Origin of the sequence: Nocardia sp. NPDC050175, assembly GCF_044459885.1 — a bacterium.
GTDB lineage: Bacteria > Actinomycetota > Actinomycetes > Mycobacteriales > Mycobacteriaceae > Nocardia.
Genome location: NZ_JBITJI010000001.1, coordinates 431,572 through 448,940 on the forward strand (window position 1 = coordinate 431,572; position 17,369 = coordinate 448,940).

7 protein-coding genes are annotated in these 17,369 nt (G+C 68.5%); 2 read left to right on the forward strand and 5 right to left on the reverse strand.

All coding sequences use genetic code 11. The features are described 5' to 3' along the window. Positions 1-39: 39 nt before the first annotated feature. The 5 genes from ACIBK2_RS01860 to ACIBK2_RS01880 all read right to left on the reverse strand — a co-directional run bounded on the left by ACIBK2_RS01860 (position 40) and on the right by ACIBK2_RS01880 (position 15,400). Positions 40-6,264 carry a condensation domain-containing protein gene (locus ACIBK2_RS01860; protein WP_396962555.1) on the reverse strand — a complete coding sequence of 2,075 codons (6,225 nt, stop codon included), beginning with the start codon at positions 6,262-6,264 and terminating at the stop codon, positions 40-42. Further along, positions 6,264-9,236 carry a type I polyketide synthase gene (locus ACIBK2_RS01865; RefSeq protein ID WP_396962557.1) on the reverse strand — a complete coding sequence of 991 codons (2,973 nt, stop codon included), beginning with the start codon at positions 9,234-9,236 and terminating at the stop codon, positions 6,264-6,266. The genes ACIBK2_RS01860 and ACIBK2_RS01865 overlap by 1 nt, the downstream gene beginning before the upstream one ends. Beyond that, complete coding sequence (locus tag ACIBK2_RS01870) at positions 9,233-12,409, reverse strand: amino acid adenylation domain-containing protein (RefSeq protein WP_396962559.1); 3,177 nt, start codon at positions 12,407-12,409, stop codon at positions 9,233-9,235. Before ACIBK2_RS01870 ends, ACIBK2_RS01865 begins: the two co-directional genes overlap by 4 nt. An 8-nt stretch (positions 12,410-12,417) precedes the next feature. Further along, positions 12,418-14,265, reverse strand: coding sequence for an amino acid adenylation domain-containing protein (locus ACIBK2_RS01875; RefSeq protein ID WP_396962561.1), 1,848 nt, complete (start codon positions 14,263-14,265; stop codon positions 12,418-12,420). An 88-nt stretch (positions 14,266-14,353) separates the two neighbouring features. Next, positions 14,354-15,400: a helix-turn-helix transcriptional regulator gene (locus ACIBK2_RS01880; protein WP_396962563.1), complete on the reverse strand. Its 1,047-nt coding sequence runs from the start codon at positions 15,398-15,400 to the stop codon at positions 14,354-14,356. A gap of 190 nt (positions 15,401-15,590) precedes the next feature. Between ACIBK2_RS01880 and pnuC the strand changes: the two genes are divergently transcribed. Then, positions 15,591-16,232, forward strand: coding sequence for a nicotinamide riboside transporter PnuC (pnuC, locus tag ACIBK2_RS01885; RefSeq protein WP_396962565.1), 642 nt, complete (start codon positions 15,591-15,593; stop codon positions 16,230-16,232). Beyond that, positions 16,229-17,314, forward strand: a complete 1,086-nt coding sequence (locus tag ACIBK2_RS01890) for an AAA family ATPase (RefSeq protein ID WP_396962567.1) — start codon at positions 16,229-16,231, stop codon at positions 17,312-17,314. The genes pnuC and ACIBK2_RS01890 overlap by 4 nt, the downstream gene beginning before the upstream one ends. The last annotated feature ends 55 nt before the right edge of the window (positions 17,315-17,369 follow it).

Sequence of the window (17,369 nt, forward strand, 5' to 3'; positions counted from 1 at the left end):
TGTCGGGTAGTCCTTTCGAAGGAAATCTCGGTGCTCGCCTCAGCCGAGGAGGCTGAGCAGACGGGCCCGCACGTCGTCGAGGAACGCGGCGGCGGTCTCTGCCAGGTAGACATCGGCGCCGTATCCGAGGTCGAGCCGAAGTCGGCCGCCGCTGAGCGTGCCGCTCACCTCGAGGTCGTAGGGCCAGACACCGGTGCCGTCCTCGGTGTCGCCGTAGGGGGCCGAGCACACGTCGAAGAGCTCCTCGACCTGCGACACCTCGTCGAAACCGAAGTTGCCCATGTAGTTGACCGCGATGCGCGGTTCGCCGATGGCGGCGAGCCGTTTTCGCAGTGCCGGGTCCTGGCCGAAGAACGCGAGCATCCCGTACCCGATCCCGTTGTTCGGCACCATGGCGAGCTGTTCGGCGACGGCTGTGGCCGAGACGGCCGCGGCACCCGCGGTCTCGGGCAGCCGCACCCGAATCGGATACATCACCTGGAACCAGCCGGTGGTCCGGCTCAGGTCTATGTCGGCGAACAGGTCTTCGCGTCCATGTCCGGTGGTCGCCACCACGCACTCGCGGCCACCGGTGCGTACCGCGACGGCCTCCGCGACACCCCAGACGATGAGGTCGCGCATAGTGGCTCGCAGCCGCCGGGTGGCCTCCTGCAGGCCCGCGGTTTCCTCGGCCGACAGAACGGTGTTCATCATTCGACCGGTCGCGAGGGTCGTGACAGTGCCCGGCCGATCCGGCGGCGGCGCCGTGTCCTCGTGCGGTAATTGGGCGAGCCAGAACGGGATTTCGGCCGTCATGTCCGCAGTGGAAAGCCTTCTGGCCCACGCGCTGTAGGCCGTTGTCTTGGCAGGCAGACGGGTCGTGTCGCCGCGCTCGAGCTGCGCACACAGGGTCTGCAGATCGTTCAGCAACAGTTCGCGCGAGATCGCGTCCACCACCAGGTGGTGCGCCACGATGAGCAATCGATCCCGGCCACGGCCGCCGGTGGCGAGGTGCAGCACCCGGCAGGTCGGGCCGTCGGTGAGGTGCAGTTTCAGCTGTTCCGCACCGGCCAGGGAAAGCATGGCGTCCGCCAGTGCGGCGGCGGGTAGCTCCGTCAGGTCATGACTGGTGAACGGCACGGCGGTGGCAACGTCGGCGTGGTGCTGCCACAGCGTTCCGGTGTCGTCCCTGCGGAATCGCAGCCGGAGTGAGTCGTGGTGGGCGGCAAGCAATCGGACGGCCTCGACCAGGTGCGCGACCGCGATCGGCCGACGCAGCTCTAGGTAATAGGGGTGATTGAACCAAGCCGGGTTCTCCATCGTCGTCGCCACGGTCTCGAACCACCACAGTTGCGCGGGGGCGAGCGGCACTTCGCCCTCGACGATCTCGGGCGCGGCCCGCGTGACCACCTCGGTCGTGTCCAAGTCCAGCTCGGCGATGGTCCGACGCTCGGTGAGCTGCCGCGCGGACAGGTTGATGCCCGCCTCCGCGGCGTGAAAAGCGACCGTGATCGCCAGCAGTGAGTCGCCGCCCAGTTCGTAGAAGTCGTCGTGGATGCCGACCTCGGCCAGATTGAGTACCTCGGCCCAGATCCGGGCTATCGCGCGTTCGCGGCCCGTCCTCGGCTGAGTCGACAACCGCCGCGCGGGACGGCGGACCCCGGACCGCACCGCCACCGTGATCCGCTCGGCGGTATTCAGCTCGGTGGCGATGTCGACCACCAGGTCCACTGGGATAGGTTGCGGCGCAACCGATCCGATAGTCGACCCATCGAGCGACCAGACGTGCGCGACGAAGGTCGCCAGCCCCTCCCCCGCAGGCGCGCTCCCGACGGTCGCGCCATCGGTAGCCGTCGCCGAGCTCAGGCTCAGGCTCGACTCGGATGCCTCGCCCACCGCAACCGACCCGACGGCGACCAGTGCGGCCAGTTCCGGCGCGGCCGGCGGCCTGGTCAGCACGATGCCGCGGCCGTGTGCGAGCTGATCGCGCACCACACGGATCAGCTCGGCCTGCGCGGAGAATTCCGCCGGGTCCAGCACGAGGGCCGAGACCGGCGGATGGGTCCGGCAATGCGCCCAGCGGGCGAGCATGGTCGCCACCACCGTCTCGAATTCCGCGGAATACGGGAACCCGTCGCGGCCCCGGCCGGGATTCTCGACACCGTAGCGCTCGGCCCACCGGTTCATCGGAACCACCCGCACCGCAGGCTGTTCCGCGGCGAACGCCCGCAGCCGCTGGTCGAGACCGCCGAAGATCCCGGCCCACCGGTCGTCCTGGAAACGCGGCGACGCCGGGCAGCTGCCGAGCACGAGTTCCGCATCGGTCCGCGCACGGTAGCGCGCTATCGCCGCACAAAGCTCGGCGAGAACCTCTTCCAGTGTGGTAACCGCCACGGGGACAGCGGGATTCGCGTCGGTGAGCCAGTCCTCCCACCGCAGCAGGACAACGTTCAGCGCGTGTCCGCGGAACGGCCCGTTCGAGTCGAGCAGCGGCCGCAACACCTGCCCGGCGGGCGCCGAGGTGACGGCGAGCGGCGATTCGCCGAGCAGGTCCGACCAGAACCGCAGCGTCGGCTCGACCGGACCGAGCGGGAACGACGCGGCCAACCCGATCGCCGCGCACGACTCGACAGGATCGGTGAATTGTGTTGCGAGCGTGCCGATCACCGCGTCCGCGCGCTGAACCAACTCGGCCAGCAGTTCGCCGAACCGCTCGACCAGTCGGACCGCGTGGTTCGTACTGAACAGATCGGTGGCGTAGGTGAGGTCGGCCTGAAGTTGCTCGTCGTGCCAGTCCAGGGTGAACAGCGCGTCGAAGTCGGCGCCTGCGGCTCCGGTGGGCAGCGGCACGACCTCGAGGCCGGACAGCGACAGTTCCTCATCGGGCAGGTCGACGTAGTTGAGCACGCACTTGAGCGGATGGCGGGATGAATCACGCGGCAGCCGAAGCGGTTCCATGATTGCCGGGAACGGCAGTCGCTGGTGTGCTATCGCGTCCCGCACCGTCGAGTGCACCCGGCGGACGAGTCGGCGGAAGGTCGGCCTGCCGGTGATATCCAGCCGCAACGGGAGCAGATCCGCGAAGCAGCCGATGACGCCGGCCAGCTCGGGCCGATCACGCCCGGACGTCGGCATTCCGATGACCAGGTCGGGCTGCCCGCTCTCGCGGTACAGCAATACGCTGAAGGCGGCCAGGAGCACGCTGTACGGCGTCACGCTCTCGGCGCGGGCGAGCGCCCGGACCGCCCGGCCGACGGCGACCGGGAGCAGCCGCACCGCGCGCCCGACCACCTCGTCGTCCCCGTCCGGATCCGGCCGGTCGCCCGGAAGTTCGAGCGGTGCGGGCGCGCCACGCAGGTTCTCGCGCCAGTAGGCGATGTGTGGTTCGACAGCACTGCCGCCGAGCCAGTTCTGCTGGTCGTAGGCGAAATCGCCGAACTGCAACCTAGGTTGGGGCAGTGTCGAGGGCCGTCCGGCGGAGTAGGCGTCGTACAGGGTGACGAGCTCGTCGAGAAATATGCTCCAGGACGTGTTGTCGCAGATGATGTGGTGCATCCCGATCAGCAGGTGCTGCTCGTCGGTACCGACGCGGATCACCTGGACGCGCAGCAGCGGGCCGACGGCGAGGTCGTAGGGATATCCGCTGTGCTTGTCGAGGTAGTCGGCCACCAGCGCCGCGCGCTGGTCGTCCGGCACCTCCGAAAGGTCTACCGGCACACACCATGCCGACAGCCGCGGGTGCACGACTGGTTTCGGACGGCCGCGATGTGCGGTGAAGGTGGTCCGCAATACGTCGTGCCTGCGCACGATCTCCCCCACCGCGCGCTCCAACGCCACGATGTCGAGCGCGCCACGCAGGGTCGCGGCGAACATCGTGTTGTGGCGCGCGTCCGCGCTATCGAGCTGGCCTGTCGCCCACAGCCTTTGCTGAATCGAGGACGCTACGGGCTCGGCTTCGCGTGGCATCGGTTCGACCGGCGCCTCGGCCGGTCCTTCGGTCTCCTCGAGGATCGCGGCGAGCTGCGCGATGGTCGGGTTGGTGAACAGGGTCGGCAGCGAGACCGCTCGGTCGAACTCCCGCTGGAGTCCGGACAGGAGCTGGATCACCAGCAGCGAATGTCCGCCGAGCGCAAAGAAATTGGAGTTCGTCCCGACCGCATCGATGCTGAGGACCGCCCGCCAGACGGCGGCGATCCGCTTTTCGGTAGGCGTGCTCGGCTCGACGATCGGCGCTGAGCTCGCCGGGGCCTGCGCGGTCCGCACCGCGACCCGCTCGGCCACCGCGGCCGGGTCGGCGAGATATTCGGCGCGGTATGCGGTGCGCTCCGGTCCCGGTTCCGGGGTGGGTAGCCACCGGGCGGCCAGCGTGGCGAGTGCGGCGAAATACTCTGGGGTGTACCGCACGTGGTCGTGTCCCTGGGCCTTCGGGTTCTCCTCAGCCCATTCCACCTGCACGTTCGGAATCCGCTCTCGCAGCAGGGCGAGACGATCGTCGAGCCGGGCGAACAGCCGCGTCTCGCCGTCCCGCGACGAGCTCGGGCACCGGACCAGGATCAGCGGCGCGTCCGTGCGCCGGCGGTAGGTGACGACGGCCGTCTCGAATGCACGCATGGCCTGGTCGAGCACGGCCCCCGGCTCGGCCTCCGATGCCGACTGCCACAGCCAGTCCTCCCAACGCAGCAGCCCGACGGTGGCCGCGTTGTCGCCGCCGGTCAGCAGGTGCTGGACCAGCTGCCCGTAGGGGACGGCCTCGACCGACGCGGGAGCACGGCAGAAGTCCAGCCAGAACTGCAGCGGTGCGGCGGCGAGGTCGACCACGAAGGTCCCGGCGAGCGCGACCACCTCCCGGCGCAGCGCGGGCACCGAGCCGAGTGGGGCGTCGGGCGCCTGGACCATCCCGGTGAGCACCGCGATGACCCGCTCGGTGAGCAGCTCGATCGTCTCGGCCAGGTAGAGATCGACGTTGTAGTCCACCACCAGTTCACCGGCGTCGTCGCCCGGGGTGAGCGTGACGAAGAGATCGAAGTCGGTCAGCTGGTTGTCCACCGGCACCGGCGCGAACTCGACCCCGGCCGCCGAGCGCGCGCCGCTGCCGGGCTCGGCCACCGTGAACAGGATCTGGAACATCGGGTTTATCCCCGGATCGCGGGGCGGGGCAACCGTTTCGACGACTCGCGCATACGGCGCATCCGAATGCCGGTACGCCTCGCCTACCGTCCGGTGCGCCCGCTCGACCAGCGTCCGCACCGTGGGATCGCCGCCGAGGTCCATCCGCAGCACCAGCATGTTGGCGAACGGACCGATCAGCTGCTCCAGCTCGACGCGCGAGCGACCGGCGGACGGCATGCCGAGGAGCAGGTCGGCCTGGCCGGTCAACTGGTGCAGCGCCGCCGAAAACCCGGCCAGCGCAACCGCATTGAGCGTGGCACCGCAGTCGCGCGCCAGCCTGGTCATCGCCGTGGTCAGCTCGCCGGGGAGCACCCTGGCGCACCGGCCGCCGCGATGGGTTTGCACTACCGGACGCGGCAGGTCCGGACGCAGGGTGGACGTTGCCGGGGCGTCGGCGAGCTTGGCGCGCCAGTGCGTCAGCTGCGCGTCCACGGCGGCGCACGCGGCCTGTTCGCGCCCCTGCCACGCGAAGTCGCCGAAGCTGCCGGGCAACGCCGGGCGATCGGCGGCAGTGCCGCAAGCGAATTGGCGGTAATACTCGACCAGCTCCGCCATGAAGATCTCACCGGACGACGCGTCGAAGGCGATGTGATGCACGGTGGTCAGCAGCAGATGCTCCTCGTCGTCGAGCACCACCAGCCTGGTATCCAGCAGCGGGCCGCTGGACAGGTCGAACGAGACTCGCCCCTGCTCGGTCGCCTCCCTGGTTGCCGCCGCCGCCCGCTCGTCGACGGGCAGGTACCGCAGGTCGACGACCGGCAGGTCGATCTCGAACGCGGCGCGGACGAGCTGGTATGGCCCGGTCTCGTTCTCGCCGAACACGATTCGCAGGGCTTCCTGCCGTGCCACCACCGCATTGAGAGCCGCGCGCAATGCGCCGGTGTCGAGTGGTCCGCGCAGCCGCAAAGCGAACGGGATGTTGTAGAGCGCAGTGCCGGGGTCCATGCGGTCGAGGAACCACAGCTGTTCCTGGGTGAAGGACAACGGAATCCGCTCGGGACGTGCGGGGTGGATGGTCGCCTCAGCGAGCCGGAGCAGCAGCTCCCGCTGATCCGAGGTCAGCTCGGCGAGCTCCGGCGAAAGGTCATAGGTCATGGATTCGGTGTCCTCAATCATTACGAGTCCTCGCGCCGCAGCTCGGCGAGCCGGGCCTGCAGTTCCGCAGGCGACATCGCGCGGATCTCGGCCATCAGGTCCGGCAGCGAGCCGGACTCCTGTCGTGGTTGCCGTTGTGCGGCAAGGAGTTCTTCGACGGATTCGGCAAGGGTGGCGATCGTCGGCGTGTCGAACAGCGCGCTCGCCGGCAGGTCGACGCCGAGCGCTTCGCGGATGCGCGCGATGACCTGAGTGCCGAGCAGCGAATGGCCGCCCAGCTGAAAGAAGTCCTGATCGTCACACACGTCCGGGATGCCGAGCAGATTCGCCCAGATATCGCGGATCGCCTCCCGCGGCGACAACCTCGGGCGCGGCGCCGGGGCATCGGGTACGACCGGGCTCCCCCGGTCGATCCAATACCGTTCTCGCTGAAACGGATACGTCGGTAGCGGCACTCGGCGACGGCGCTCGCCATCGGCCGTCCAGTCGACCTCGACCCCGGCCAGCCACAGTCTGCCCAGTGCGCTCGCCATGGCGAGCCGCTCCGGTTGCGGAACTTTCGACTCGCCCAGCGAGGGGGTGCTGCGCGCGTAAGCGTCCGGGTGCTGGCGGACCAGCGTGGTCAGGGTCGTGCCCGGCCCGACCTCCAGTAGCGCGTGCGGCTGGTCGAGCAGCCGCCGGGCGCAGTCGGCGAAGCGGACCGGTTCGCGCAGCTGGCGCGCCCAGTATTTCGGGTCACGCGCATCGGCGTCGTCGAGCCAGTCTCCGGTGACGTTGGACAGCACCGGGATCTCTGGCGTATGGAGCGTGAATCCGCTGACGTACTCGGCGAATTCGGCGACGACCGGTTCCATCATCGACGTGTGGAAGGCGTGCGATGTGTGCAATTCCGTGCACTTCACCCCGTCCGCACGCAGTGACTGCGCGAACGCGGCGATCCGGCGCGCTTCGCCGGCCACCACGCATAGCCGAGGCGCATTGGCTGCGGCAATCTCGACCCCGTGCGGCAGTCGCTCGGCCAACTCGAGCCGGGGCAGCGCGACGGAGAGCATCGCGCCCGGCGGCATCGACTGCATCCGCGCGCCCCTGGCGGCCACGATCGCCAGCGCGTCCTCGAAGTCGAAAACCCCTGCGAGACAAGCGGCGACATACTCCCCGACGCTGTGCCCGACCATCGCCGCAGGGCGAATGCCCCGGTGCTGCCAGAGCCGCGCGAGCGCGTACTCGACAACGAACAGCGCGGGCTGGGTGATCCGGGTCTGTCGCAGCAACTCGTTGTCGCGGTCCCGGTAGAGCACGTCGCGCAGGTCGAGGCCGAGGTGCCCGCGCAGCGCCGCCGCGCCGGCGTCCATCGACTCGCGGAAGACCGGCTCGGTCCGATAGAGCTCATCGCCCATGCCCGGGTACTGGGTGCCCTGGCCCGGGAAGAGAAAAGCGACCGAACCGTCGGTTTCAGCCTCGGAGCTGCTGTCGAGCCCATCCGCCAGCCGGGCAATCGCCTCGACCCGATCGTGGCAGGCCACCGCGAGCCGGTGCTCGAACCGGCGGCGGGTTGTCTGCAGCGTGTACGCCACATCGGCCAGCGGGTCGGCCGTCCGGATCAGGTGCTCGCGCAACCGATCACGCGCCTCGATCAAGGCCGCGCGGGAACGCGCCGAAAGCACCAGAACGTGTTCGGTCCCAACGGATTCGGTGGTGGCGACCGCGCGGGCTTGTTCAAGGACAACGTGCGCGTTGGTGCCGCCGATGCCGAACGAGCTCACCGCAGCCCGCCGGGGTGAGCCGGTCACCGGCCATGGCTCGGGTTCGGGGTTGACGTAGAACGAACTGCCCGCCATCGGCAGATCAGGATGCGGCGCAGTGAAATACGGGCTGGGCGGGACCACCCCGTGGTGCACCGCGAGACAGGCCTTGATCAGTCCGGTCACTCCGGCGGCGACATCCAGGTGCCCGGTGACCGCCTTGACCGAGCCGAGCGCGCGGCGTCCCGCCGGACCGAAAGCCCGGTGCAGGGCGGCGAACTCGATCTGGTCGCCGAGCGCGGTCCCGGTGCCGTGCGCCTCGACATAACCGATGGTTGCCGGGTCGACCCCGGCGGCTTGCTGAGCGGCCCGGATGACCGCGATCTGGCCATCCACACTCGGCGCGGTATAGCCGACTTTGGCTCGGCCGTCATTGTTGACCGCCGAACCCTTGATCACCGCGTAGATCGTGTCGCCGTCGGCTTCGGCGTCCTCCAGGCGACGCAGCACCACGATTGCCGCGCCATTGCCGCCGACCGCCCCGGTCGCCGACGCATCGAACGGGCGACAGACGCCGTCGGCGGCCATGATCCCACCGGGTTCGTAGCGATAGCCGGACCGCATCGGCAGCCGGAGGTGCGCGGCACCGGCCAGCGCGACGTCGCATTCCCCGGTGAGCAGGGCCTGGCCGGCCACGTGCACCGCGACCAGGGACGACGAGCAGGCCGTCTGGATCGTGCAGGCCGGGCCGCGCAAACCCAGGTGATAGGCCACCCGGGTGGCGACCCCGTCCTTGTCGTTGCCCAGCAACAGCTCATATTCGGACCCCGCGGCCTCGCCCGCGGCGAGCAGGTTCTTCAGCAGGTAGGTGCTCATGGCGGTGGCGGCATAGACGCCGACCAGCTCGTCGTCCGTCCGCGCGAGGTGTCCGGACGACTCCAGCGCCTGCCACGCGCATTCCAGGAAGAGCCGTTGCTGCGGGTCGATCAACCGGGCGTCGCGCGGTGTGTAGCCGAAGAACTCGGCGTCGAATCGGTCGACGTCGTCCAGCACGCCGTAGACGGGCACGTAGTCGGGTCTGCTGTACTCCTGCGCGGGCACACCGGATTCGGCCAATTCTTCCGGCGTGAACCGCGACACCGTCGGTTCCCCGCGCAGGATGCGCTGCCAGAGGCCGTCGATGTCGGCAGCACCGGGGAACCGGCCGGCCAGGCCGACGATCGCGATGTCCAACCCCGAATTCTCGGTCATTTTTCCCCCTGTCCTACGCGCACCCGACGGGCGCGCATCGCCGCGGCACGTCGGTGCCCGGTGGTCGTCGATTCGGCATTGGACTCGCCATCGGCCAGGAACCGAGCCAGCTGTGCCACCGTCGGGTAGCGGAACAACTCGACAGCGGGCACCTTGACTCCCGTCGCCGCTTCGAGCCCGGCATGGACCGGCACCAGCAGCATCGAATTCCCGCCCAGATCGAAGAAGTTGTCGTCCGCGCCGATCCTGTTCAGCCCGAGCACTTCTCGCCACACCGCGGCTACCGTCCGCTCCGCTTCGCCGCGCGGCGGACGGAACGCGGTGCCGAGCCGGGGGCGGCGCGCGCTCGGTGCGGGCAGCGCGCGGTGATCGAGTTTTCCGTTGGGAGTCAACGGAAGTCGGGGCACCGCGACGAATGCGGTCGGTACCAAGTAGTCCGGCAGGGTGCGCAAGAGCTCGGCGCGCAACGCGTCAGTATTCGGCCGGTCGGCATGCGGCTCGGCGACGATGTAGCCGACGAGCCGCTTGTCGCCCGGCCGATCCTCGCGCACGACGACCGCGCAGCGGGCGACTCCGGCGCACTCGCGCAGGCGCGCCTCGGCCTCGCCGGGCTCGACTCGGTGCCCACGGATCTGCACCTGGGCGTCGGCCCGGCCGAGGTAGTCCAGCGACCCGTCCGGCAGCCACCGAGCGAGGTCGCCGGTGCGATACATGCGCTGCCCCGCGTCGGCGCACGGGTCTGGCACGAACGCGGCCGCGGTCATCGCCGAGCGACCCAGGTAACCGCGGCCTACGCCCGCGCCGCCGATGTACAGCTCGCCGGCGACCCCGGCCGGGACCGGTCGTAGCCGATCGTCCAGCAGGTGGATCCGACTGCCTGTCACCGGCCGTCCGATGGGAACGGTCGGGCCGTCGAGGTAGCGGCCGCTGGTCGCCGTCACCGACGCTTCGGTCGGGCCGTACGAGTTGTAGAACTCGCGACCGGACGCCCAGGCTCGCGCGACGTCGGCCGGGCAAGCCTCGCCGCCGACGGTCAGCACGCGAAGCTCGGGTACTGCGGCCGGGTCCATCGCCTGCAAAGCGACCGGCGCGAGATCCGCCACGGTGATCCGGTTCTCGCGCAGGGTGCGGACCAGATCCGGGCCGGGGACTCGATCCTGTCGCGGCACGAGGTGCAGTTCAGCCCCGGCGCACAGCGTGGTCACCAGGTCGGAGACCATGACATCGAAACCGGTCGAATGGAATTGCAGGATCCGATCATCCGGCCCGATAGCGAGCAGATCCCGCATTGCCGCAGCAAGATTGGTCAGCCCGCGGTGCGTGTTCACCACGCCCTTCGGCCGCCCGGTGGATCCGGAGGTATAGATCAGGTAGGCAGCCGCCGCAGGCGGGATCGCGACCTTCGGTGGTCGGCCCGGCTCGATGGTCAGCTCGTCCAATGCCAGCGCAGTTATTCTGTGCGGCAACAGGATCGCGGTCTCCGTGTGGGCAAGGACGACATCGACCCCGGCGTTATCGATGAGGTAGTGGATCCGCTCGGCCGGCAGTTCGGGGTTGAGCGGGACATATATTCCGCCCGCGCCCAGCACTCCGAGAAATGCCGCCACGGCGTCGGGACACGTCGGCAGGCAGACGCCGATCGGCCGTTCGGCGGTGATCCCGTTGCGATGCAACAGAATTGCGATCTGGTCGGCGCGCGCGACGAGTTCGCCGTAGGTGACGCGCTGGCCGCCGCAGACCACTGCGATGCGTTCGGGTGCGATCGCGGCGATCAGCTCGTGCACCGGCCGCTCATCGGACCGTGCCGGCTTCGCTGTGCCCCAGGCGGTGATCGTCCGGCGTTCCGAATCCGCCAGCAACGGTAGCTCCCCGACCTGCCGTTGCGGCTCGGCGAGCGCGGCGGTGAGCAGCGTGTAGACGTGTCCGGCCATGCGCTCGGCGGTAGCGCGGTCGAACAGGGCGGTCCGATACTCCAGTCGCCCGCTGATCTCCCGTTGTCGTGGGGTCAGCGTCAGGGTGAGGTCGTAAGTGGCGGTGCCGGTGGGCAATTCGACACAGCGGACGGCTATCCCGGGCAACCTGAGCCGGTCCGCCCAGCCGTCCTCGACCGCGAACATCACCTGTGCCACCGGCGTGCGACTCGGGTCGCGCTCCTGGCGCAACCGGTCGACCAGGGTGTCGAACGGCAGGTCCTGATGCTCGAACGCGGCGACCGCCCGATCCCGGACCTGTCGCACCAGCGCGCGGAACGTGGTTGCGGGATCCACCTCGGCGCGCAGCGCGAGCGTGTTGACGAACAGGCCGACGACGCCTTCGGCGGACTGTTCGGTCCGGCCCGCGACGGGGGTCGCCACCACGAAGTCCGCGTCCGGCCCGTACCGGCGGAGCACGGCCTCCCAGGCCGCCAGCAGCACCATGAACGGTGTTGCACTGAGCTCGGCCGCCAGCGTGGTGATCCCGTGCGCGACCTCGGCAGGCCAGGTGAAGGCGAACTCGTCGCCGTCCTCGTCGACGAGCGCCGGGCGAGGCCGGTCCAGCGGGAGCGTGATCGTGGGTGGTGCACCCTCGAGTTCGGACAACCAGAACCGGACGAGCTCCCCATCCAGCGGACCGGCCGCCATATCGACGTGACGCGGGGCAGGGCCGACGTCCGCACCGGCATAGCACCGGGAAAGATCGTCGAAGATCAGTCCCATACTCCAGCCGTCGCAGACGATGTGGTGCAGCTCGAGGACAAGCACCCACCGATCGAGACCGGCCGCGGTGAGCGTCGCCCGCACCGGCGGTGCGCCGTCGAGGTCGAACGGCAGCCGCGCGGCAACATCACTCACCCGCAGCCGCGTCACCGCCGGGGGCTCGGGCAGCACCAGTTGCCAAGGCTCGCCGTCGATCTCGACGAACAGCGTGCGAAGCGCCTGGTGTCGCGCCAGCACCTGGTCGAAAGCCGCTGTCAATGCGGGGATTTCGAGTGCACCGTGCAGATCGATCCGGAAAGTGACCCGGTACATCGGGCTGCCGGGCCGGAGCCGGTCGTGCAGCCACATCCGGCGCTGTGCGGCGGTCAGCGGATGGAGGTCGTAGCGTTCGTGCTGGCGGCGTAGGGCTTGCAGGAACTCAGCCTTACGGTCGACGGGGAGCGCATGCAGACGCTGCGCCAGATCAGGCGTTGTCATCGAATCCCTCAGATCTCGAATTCGGCCAGCAGGTCGGCCACGCTCAGCCGGACTGTCGGCGGGGCCGGGGCCGCAGCCGGAAGTGCGCGCGGGAGACCCTCGACCGCACGGGCCAGCGCGCCGATCGTGGTGTGCTCGAAGACGATTCGCAACGGAACGTGCGCACCGAGAACCGTCGACAGCCGCGACCGCACCCGAGCGGCGGCCAGCGAATGCCCGCCGAGTTCGAAGAAATCAGCATCCGTCCTTGTGACGGCGACACCGAGCACGTCCTGCCAAATAGCCTGTACCACTTGCTCAGTCGGCGTCGCGGCCACCTCCGGCGGATCGCCAGGGTCTACCGCGCCGGGGGCAGGCAAGGCTGCCGTATCGACCTTGCCGTTCGGGTTCAACGGCAACCTGGCCATCGCCACGAACACGGCCGGTATCAGATGGTGCGGTATCCGCCCCGTGAGATAGGCGCGGAGGCCGTCGACACCAACGCCGGGCCGCAGCACGACGTAGGCGATCAACTGTGTGTCCCCGCCCGCGTCCCGGCCGGCCAGCACGACGACCTCGGAAAGTCCGGGAAATTCGCCGAGCGCGTCCTCGACCTCGGCCGGTTCGACACGATGTCCGCGCACCTTGACCTGGCGGTCCACCCGACCGAGAAACTCGAGCTCGCCGTCGGCGCGCCGACGCACGAGATCGCCGGTGCGGTACATGCGAGCACCCGGTTCAGTAGTGAAGGGGTCGGCCACGAATCGTTGCGCGGTCGCCCCCGGCCTGCCGAGATAGCCTCGGGCCACGCCGTCACCACCGAGGTACAGTTCGCCGGGCCGCTCGGCGGGCACCGGCCGCAGGTTGTCGTCGAGCACGTACGCGCTGCTGCTCGCGGCGGCCCGGCCGATCGGCACGATCGACTCGTCACCGGACAGGCCGTTGCAGCGGTACGCGGTCGCGTAGGTAGTGATTTCCGTTGGACCGTAAAGGTTTACGAGTTCGGTGTCCGGGCAGTGCCGCAACAGCGCGGTGACCGCGCGGACGTCGGCCTTCTCGCCGCCGAACGACAGCTGCCGTACGGTGCGGAACGTACCCGGATCCTCGAGCGCCAGCTGCCGGAGCAGGGCGGTCGGCAGGAACAAGACGTCGACGCCGTGCGCCCGCAGTGCCTGTCCGAGCCGCTCGGGCACTAGCACCTCGTCGAGGCCGAGCCCGACCAGCCGAGCCCCGTTGAGCAGCGCACCCCATGTTTCGAGCGTGGCCGCGTCGAACGAGATGTTGGCCGCCTGTACGGCAGTATCGTTGTGCCGCACGGTGATCGAGTCCCGGCTGCGGACCAGCCGGACGATATTTCGGTGCCCGACCGCGACCCCTTTAGGGGTGCCGGTGGAGCCGGAGGTGTACATGACGTAGGCCAGCGACTGCGGCCCGACCGAAACGCCGAGCCGACCGGGCGGCTCACAATCGGTCTCGAGAGTATCCAGAAATACCTGTCTCCCAGGCAGTTTCATGGTTTCACCATGCGTCCGCAGCACCACCTGGACACCGGCATCCCGGCACATGTGGTCCAGCCGTTCGGGCGGGTACGACGGGTCGAGCGGCACATAGGCACCGCCCGCTTTCAATGTCGCCAAGGCGCCGATGACCCAGTTCTCGTCCCGCACACACAGGCCGACGCGCGCCTCTGCGGCGATCCCCGATCGGCGCAGGTAGTGCCCGAGTCGATTGGCCCGAATGTCGAGTTCCCGGTAGGACAATGCGACGTCGCCATAGCGCACGGCCGGCGCCTCCGGTGCCCGATCCACCCACGCCTCGAAGAGTTCGTGAACGGTCTGTCCACGCGGATACATATAGCGAAAAAGATTGTCCGCCACCGTAATACACCCCTTGCGGGTCGAAATAGCTGTTCTCGCAGACTATGACGGTGTCGACAGCGGTCGATATCCCTAAATTTGGGTATCTTCAGCAAGCCAAGGCGGCCATGAGCTCATCACGGCCGTCGGCTCCGGTCTTGTGGTACACGGCTTTTAGATGGGCGTTGACCGTATGTGTGGACACCGCAAGGGTCTTGGCGATAGTTCGCGGCGGATCCCCGGTGCAGAGCTGTTCGAGAATGGCTCGCTGGCGAGCAGTGAGCTCATGCCAGTGGCAGAACGACGGCAACAGCAGATCGCCTCGGGCGGCCTGAATGACGATGGCGACCTCGCCGTCATCACCGGCCAGCGCCCGGCCGTGAATCGCGATCCAGCGGCCGGAACCGGCCGCCGAAGCACAGATCAGCGGCTTCGGAGCGATGCCCTGGCGCATTAATTCCCTTGCCCGGCAATATACTTCGGGAGCAAACGGCGCTACCACCCACTCGGCCGCACCGCTGCGGCCCGGCGTCCAGAGCTGCTCGAGCCAGTAATGCGCCTCGTCGCTGATCCCCTTGACGGCATGGTCGGATCCGACCGTAATGATCCCGGGCGCGATCGGAACGGGCGCGATCGGCAACGGCCGACCCCGCGCGAATTCACGGATGGCCGCGTTGCACGCAGGTCCGAGCTCGGCGACTCGGTTCAGATCCGCGCGGTCGAACGGCCGGGCGTCCTCGGCTCGTAACAGTCCGAGAAACCCCCACACTCCCCGGCGATCCCGTAACAGCGCACGCAGTTCACCGCTCGCGCCATTGTCGGACAGCAGTCGTGCCGTGCGGCGCCCGCGGGCCCCGTGCTCGCCGTCGACGCCGACCACGGCCGCCGGCACCGATAGCCGGTTCAAGTCCTCGGGCCGACAGGGATCACCGCCCAGATATCGGTCGAGAACGAGCGCCGAGAGCAGTCCGGAATCATAGCGATGCCAGCAGCTGAACGAGCCGAGCCCTAGTTCTGCCGCCGGATTGGTGGCTACCAGCCGAACCGCGTCGAAAGCCACGCAGGAACGCAACGTCTCGGCAATTGCCGCACCTAGATCGTCCGGTCCTACCGCGTGCGCCACCAGCCCGCGTAGGTCGCGGGCCAACCTGTCCATGTCTGGAGCAATTATGACCATGCCATCCCCTGAATTCCCTGTCACGCGACCGAGACTGACGACCATCGGGCCGCGCCAGACATCACTCAGTTATCGGTCTCAGGGCGTTCAATACAGATGAACGATGTTCGCTCCCCCTAGGTTCACCGCTGCTCGTTTCCAGTTCTGGTCTATCTGACAAAATCGGGCCATGTCACTGTTGGACACCATTCTGGTCCCGTTCCACACGCCGGCGATCACGCTGGCCGGGGCCGCCACGAGCTGGGGCGAGATCATCAGCTTCGTCACCGGCGCACTCTGCGTCTGGCTGGTGGCCCAGCAGAACGTCTGGAATTGGCCGATCGGGATCCTGAACAACCTCGCGTTCCTCGCGCTGTTCTTCGCCAGCGGGCTGTACGCGGACGGCTGGTTGCAGGTCGTGTACGTAACGTTGGCGGTGTACGGCTGGTGGTCGTGGCTGCGCGGCGGCCGGGCGCATACGACGCTTCCGGTCGGCCGGACAACCCGGCGGCAATGGTCGGCGTTGTTCGGCGCGGGCGTCGCCGCGACCGTGTTGCTGACCTGGGTCCTGGTCACCTGGACAGATTCCACGGTGCCGTTCTCGGACGCCGTCACGACCGTCTTGTCCTTGCTCGCGACCTGGGGGCAGGCGCGCAAGAAGCTGGAGTCCTGGTGGCTGTGGATCACGGCGGACGTCATCTACATTCCGCTCTACGCCTACAAAGAGTTGTGGCTCACCGCGATCCTCTACGGCATATTCCTCGCGCTGTGTGTGCTCGGATTGCGCAACTGGCGTGCAGACCTACGGACGCGGGCGCGGGTGGCGGCGTGAAACAGTTCCGGCACGCTCTCGTTGTCGGCAAATTCTATCCGCCGCATGCCGGGCATCATTACCTGGTCCGCGCCGCCGCAGCAGCGAGCGAACGGACCACGGTCGCGGTGCTCGCGTCCAGTGTCGAGTCGATTCCCTTGCGCGACAGGGTCTCCTGGATGGCCGCCGAACACCGCGACGACGCAGGCGTTGTCGTGCTCGGCGATGTCGACGACCATCCCATCGACTATGCCGACGACGCGATCTGGGCGGCGCACGTCGCCATCTTCCGGGCGGTACTGTGCCGACGCGCGATCCGCGACGCCGATCCTTCGGCCGCCGCGGTGGATGCCGTGTTCACGTCCGAGGAGTATGGCGACGAACTGGCCAAACGCCTTGGCGCACAGCATGTTCTCGTCGACCTGGGCCGCGTCTCACATCCCATCTCCGGCACCGCGATCCGCGCCGACGCACGAGAACACTGGCCGGATTTGGCGCCGGTGACCCGCGCAGGCCTGGCGGCCCGGATTGTCGTCGTCGGCGCGGAATCCACCGGGACCACCACACTGTCGAAAGCCCTTGCCGCACATTACCGTGCGCCGTGGGTCCCCGAGCACGGCCGCTTACACACCGAGGAGAAGCTCTGTGCCGCACAATCGTTCGGCGAGCGAGTCGGCCTCGAGGATCTGGTGTGGACAGTCGGCGACTTCGTGGACATCGCCACGCGACAAGCTCGCGCCGAGGACGAAGAGGCCGGCGCCGGTCCAATCCTAATGTGCGACAACGACCCCTGGGCCGCGACCGTCTGGTGCGAACGCTACCTGAGCTACCCCCACCCCGCCGTCGCCGAGGCGGTGGGACATCGCAAACCCGCGCTCTACCTGCTGACCGACCACCACGATGTGCCGTTCGAACAGGACGGCTGGCGCGACGGCGAGCAGCTACGCGAATGGATGACCGACCTCTTCGAACGCAGGCTCAACGAGCGCGGCGTCGCCTGGATCCGCCTGACCGGCCCCCCACAAGAACGGCTCAACCAGGCAATCGCGGCGTGCGAGGAAGCGTTCGAACGCCACTTCCGCTACCCAGATCCCATGAGGTGAAGCCCGACCGTCGGTGCAGATATCGCTTGAATCACACTTTGGCACTGCACGTTTA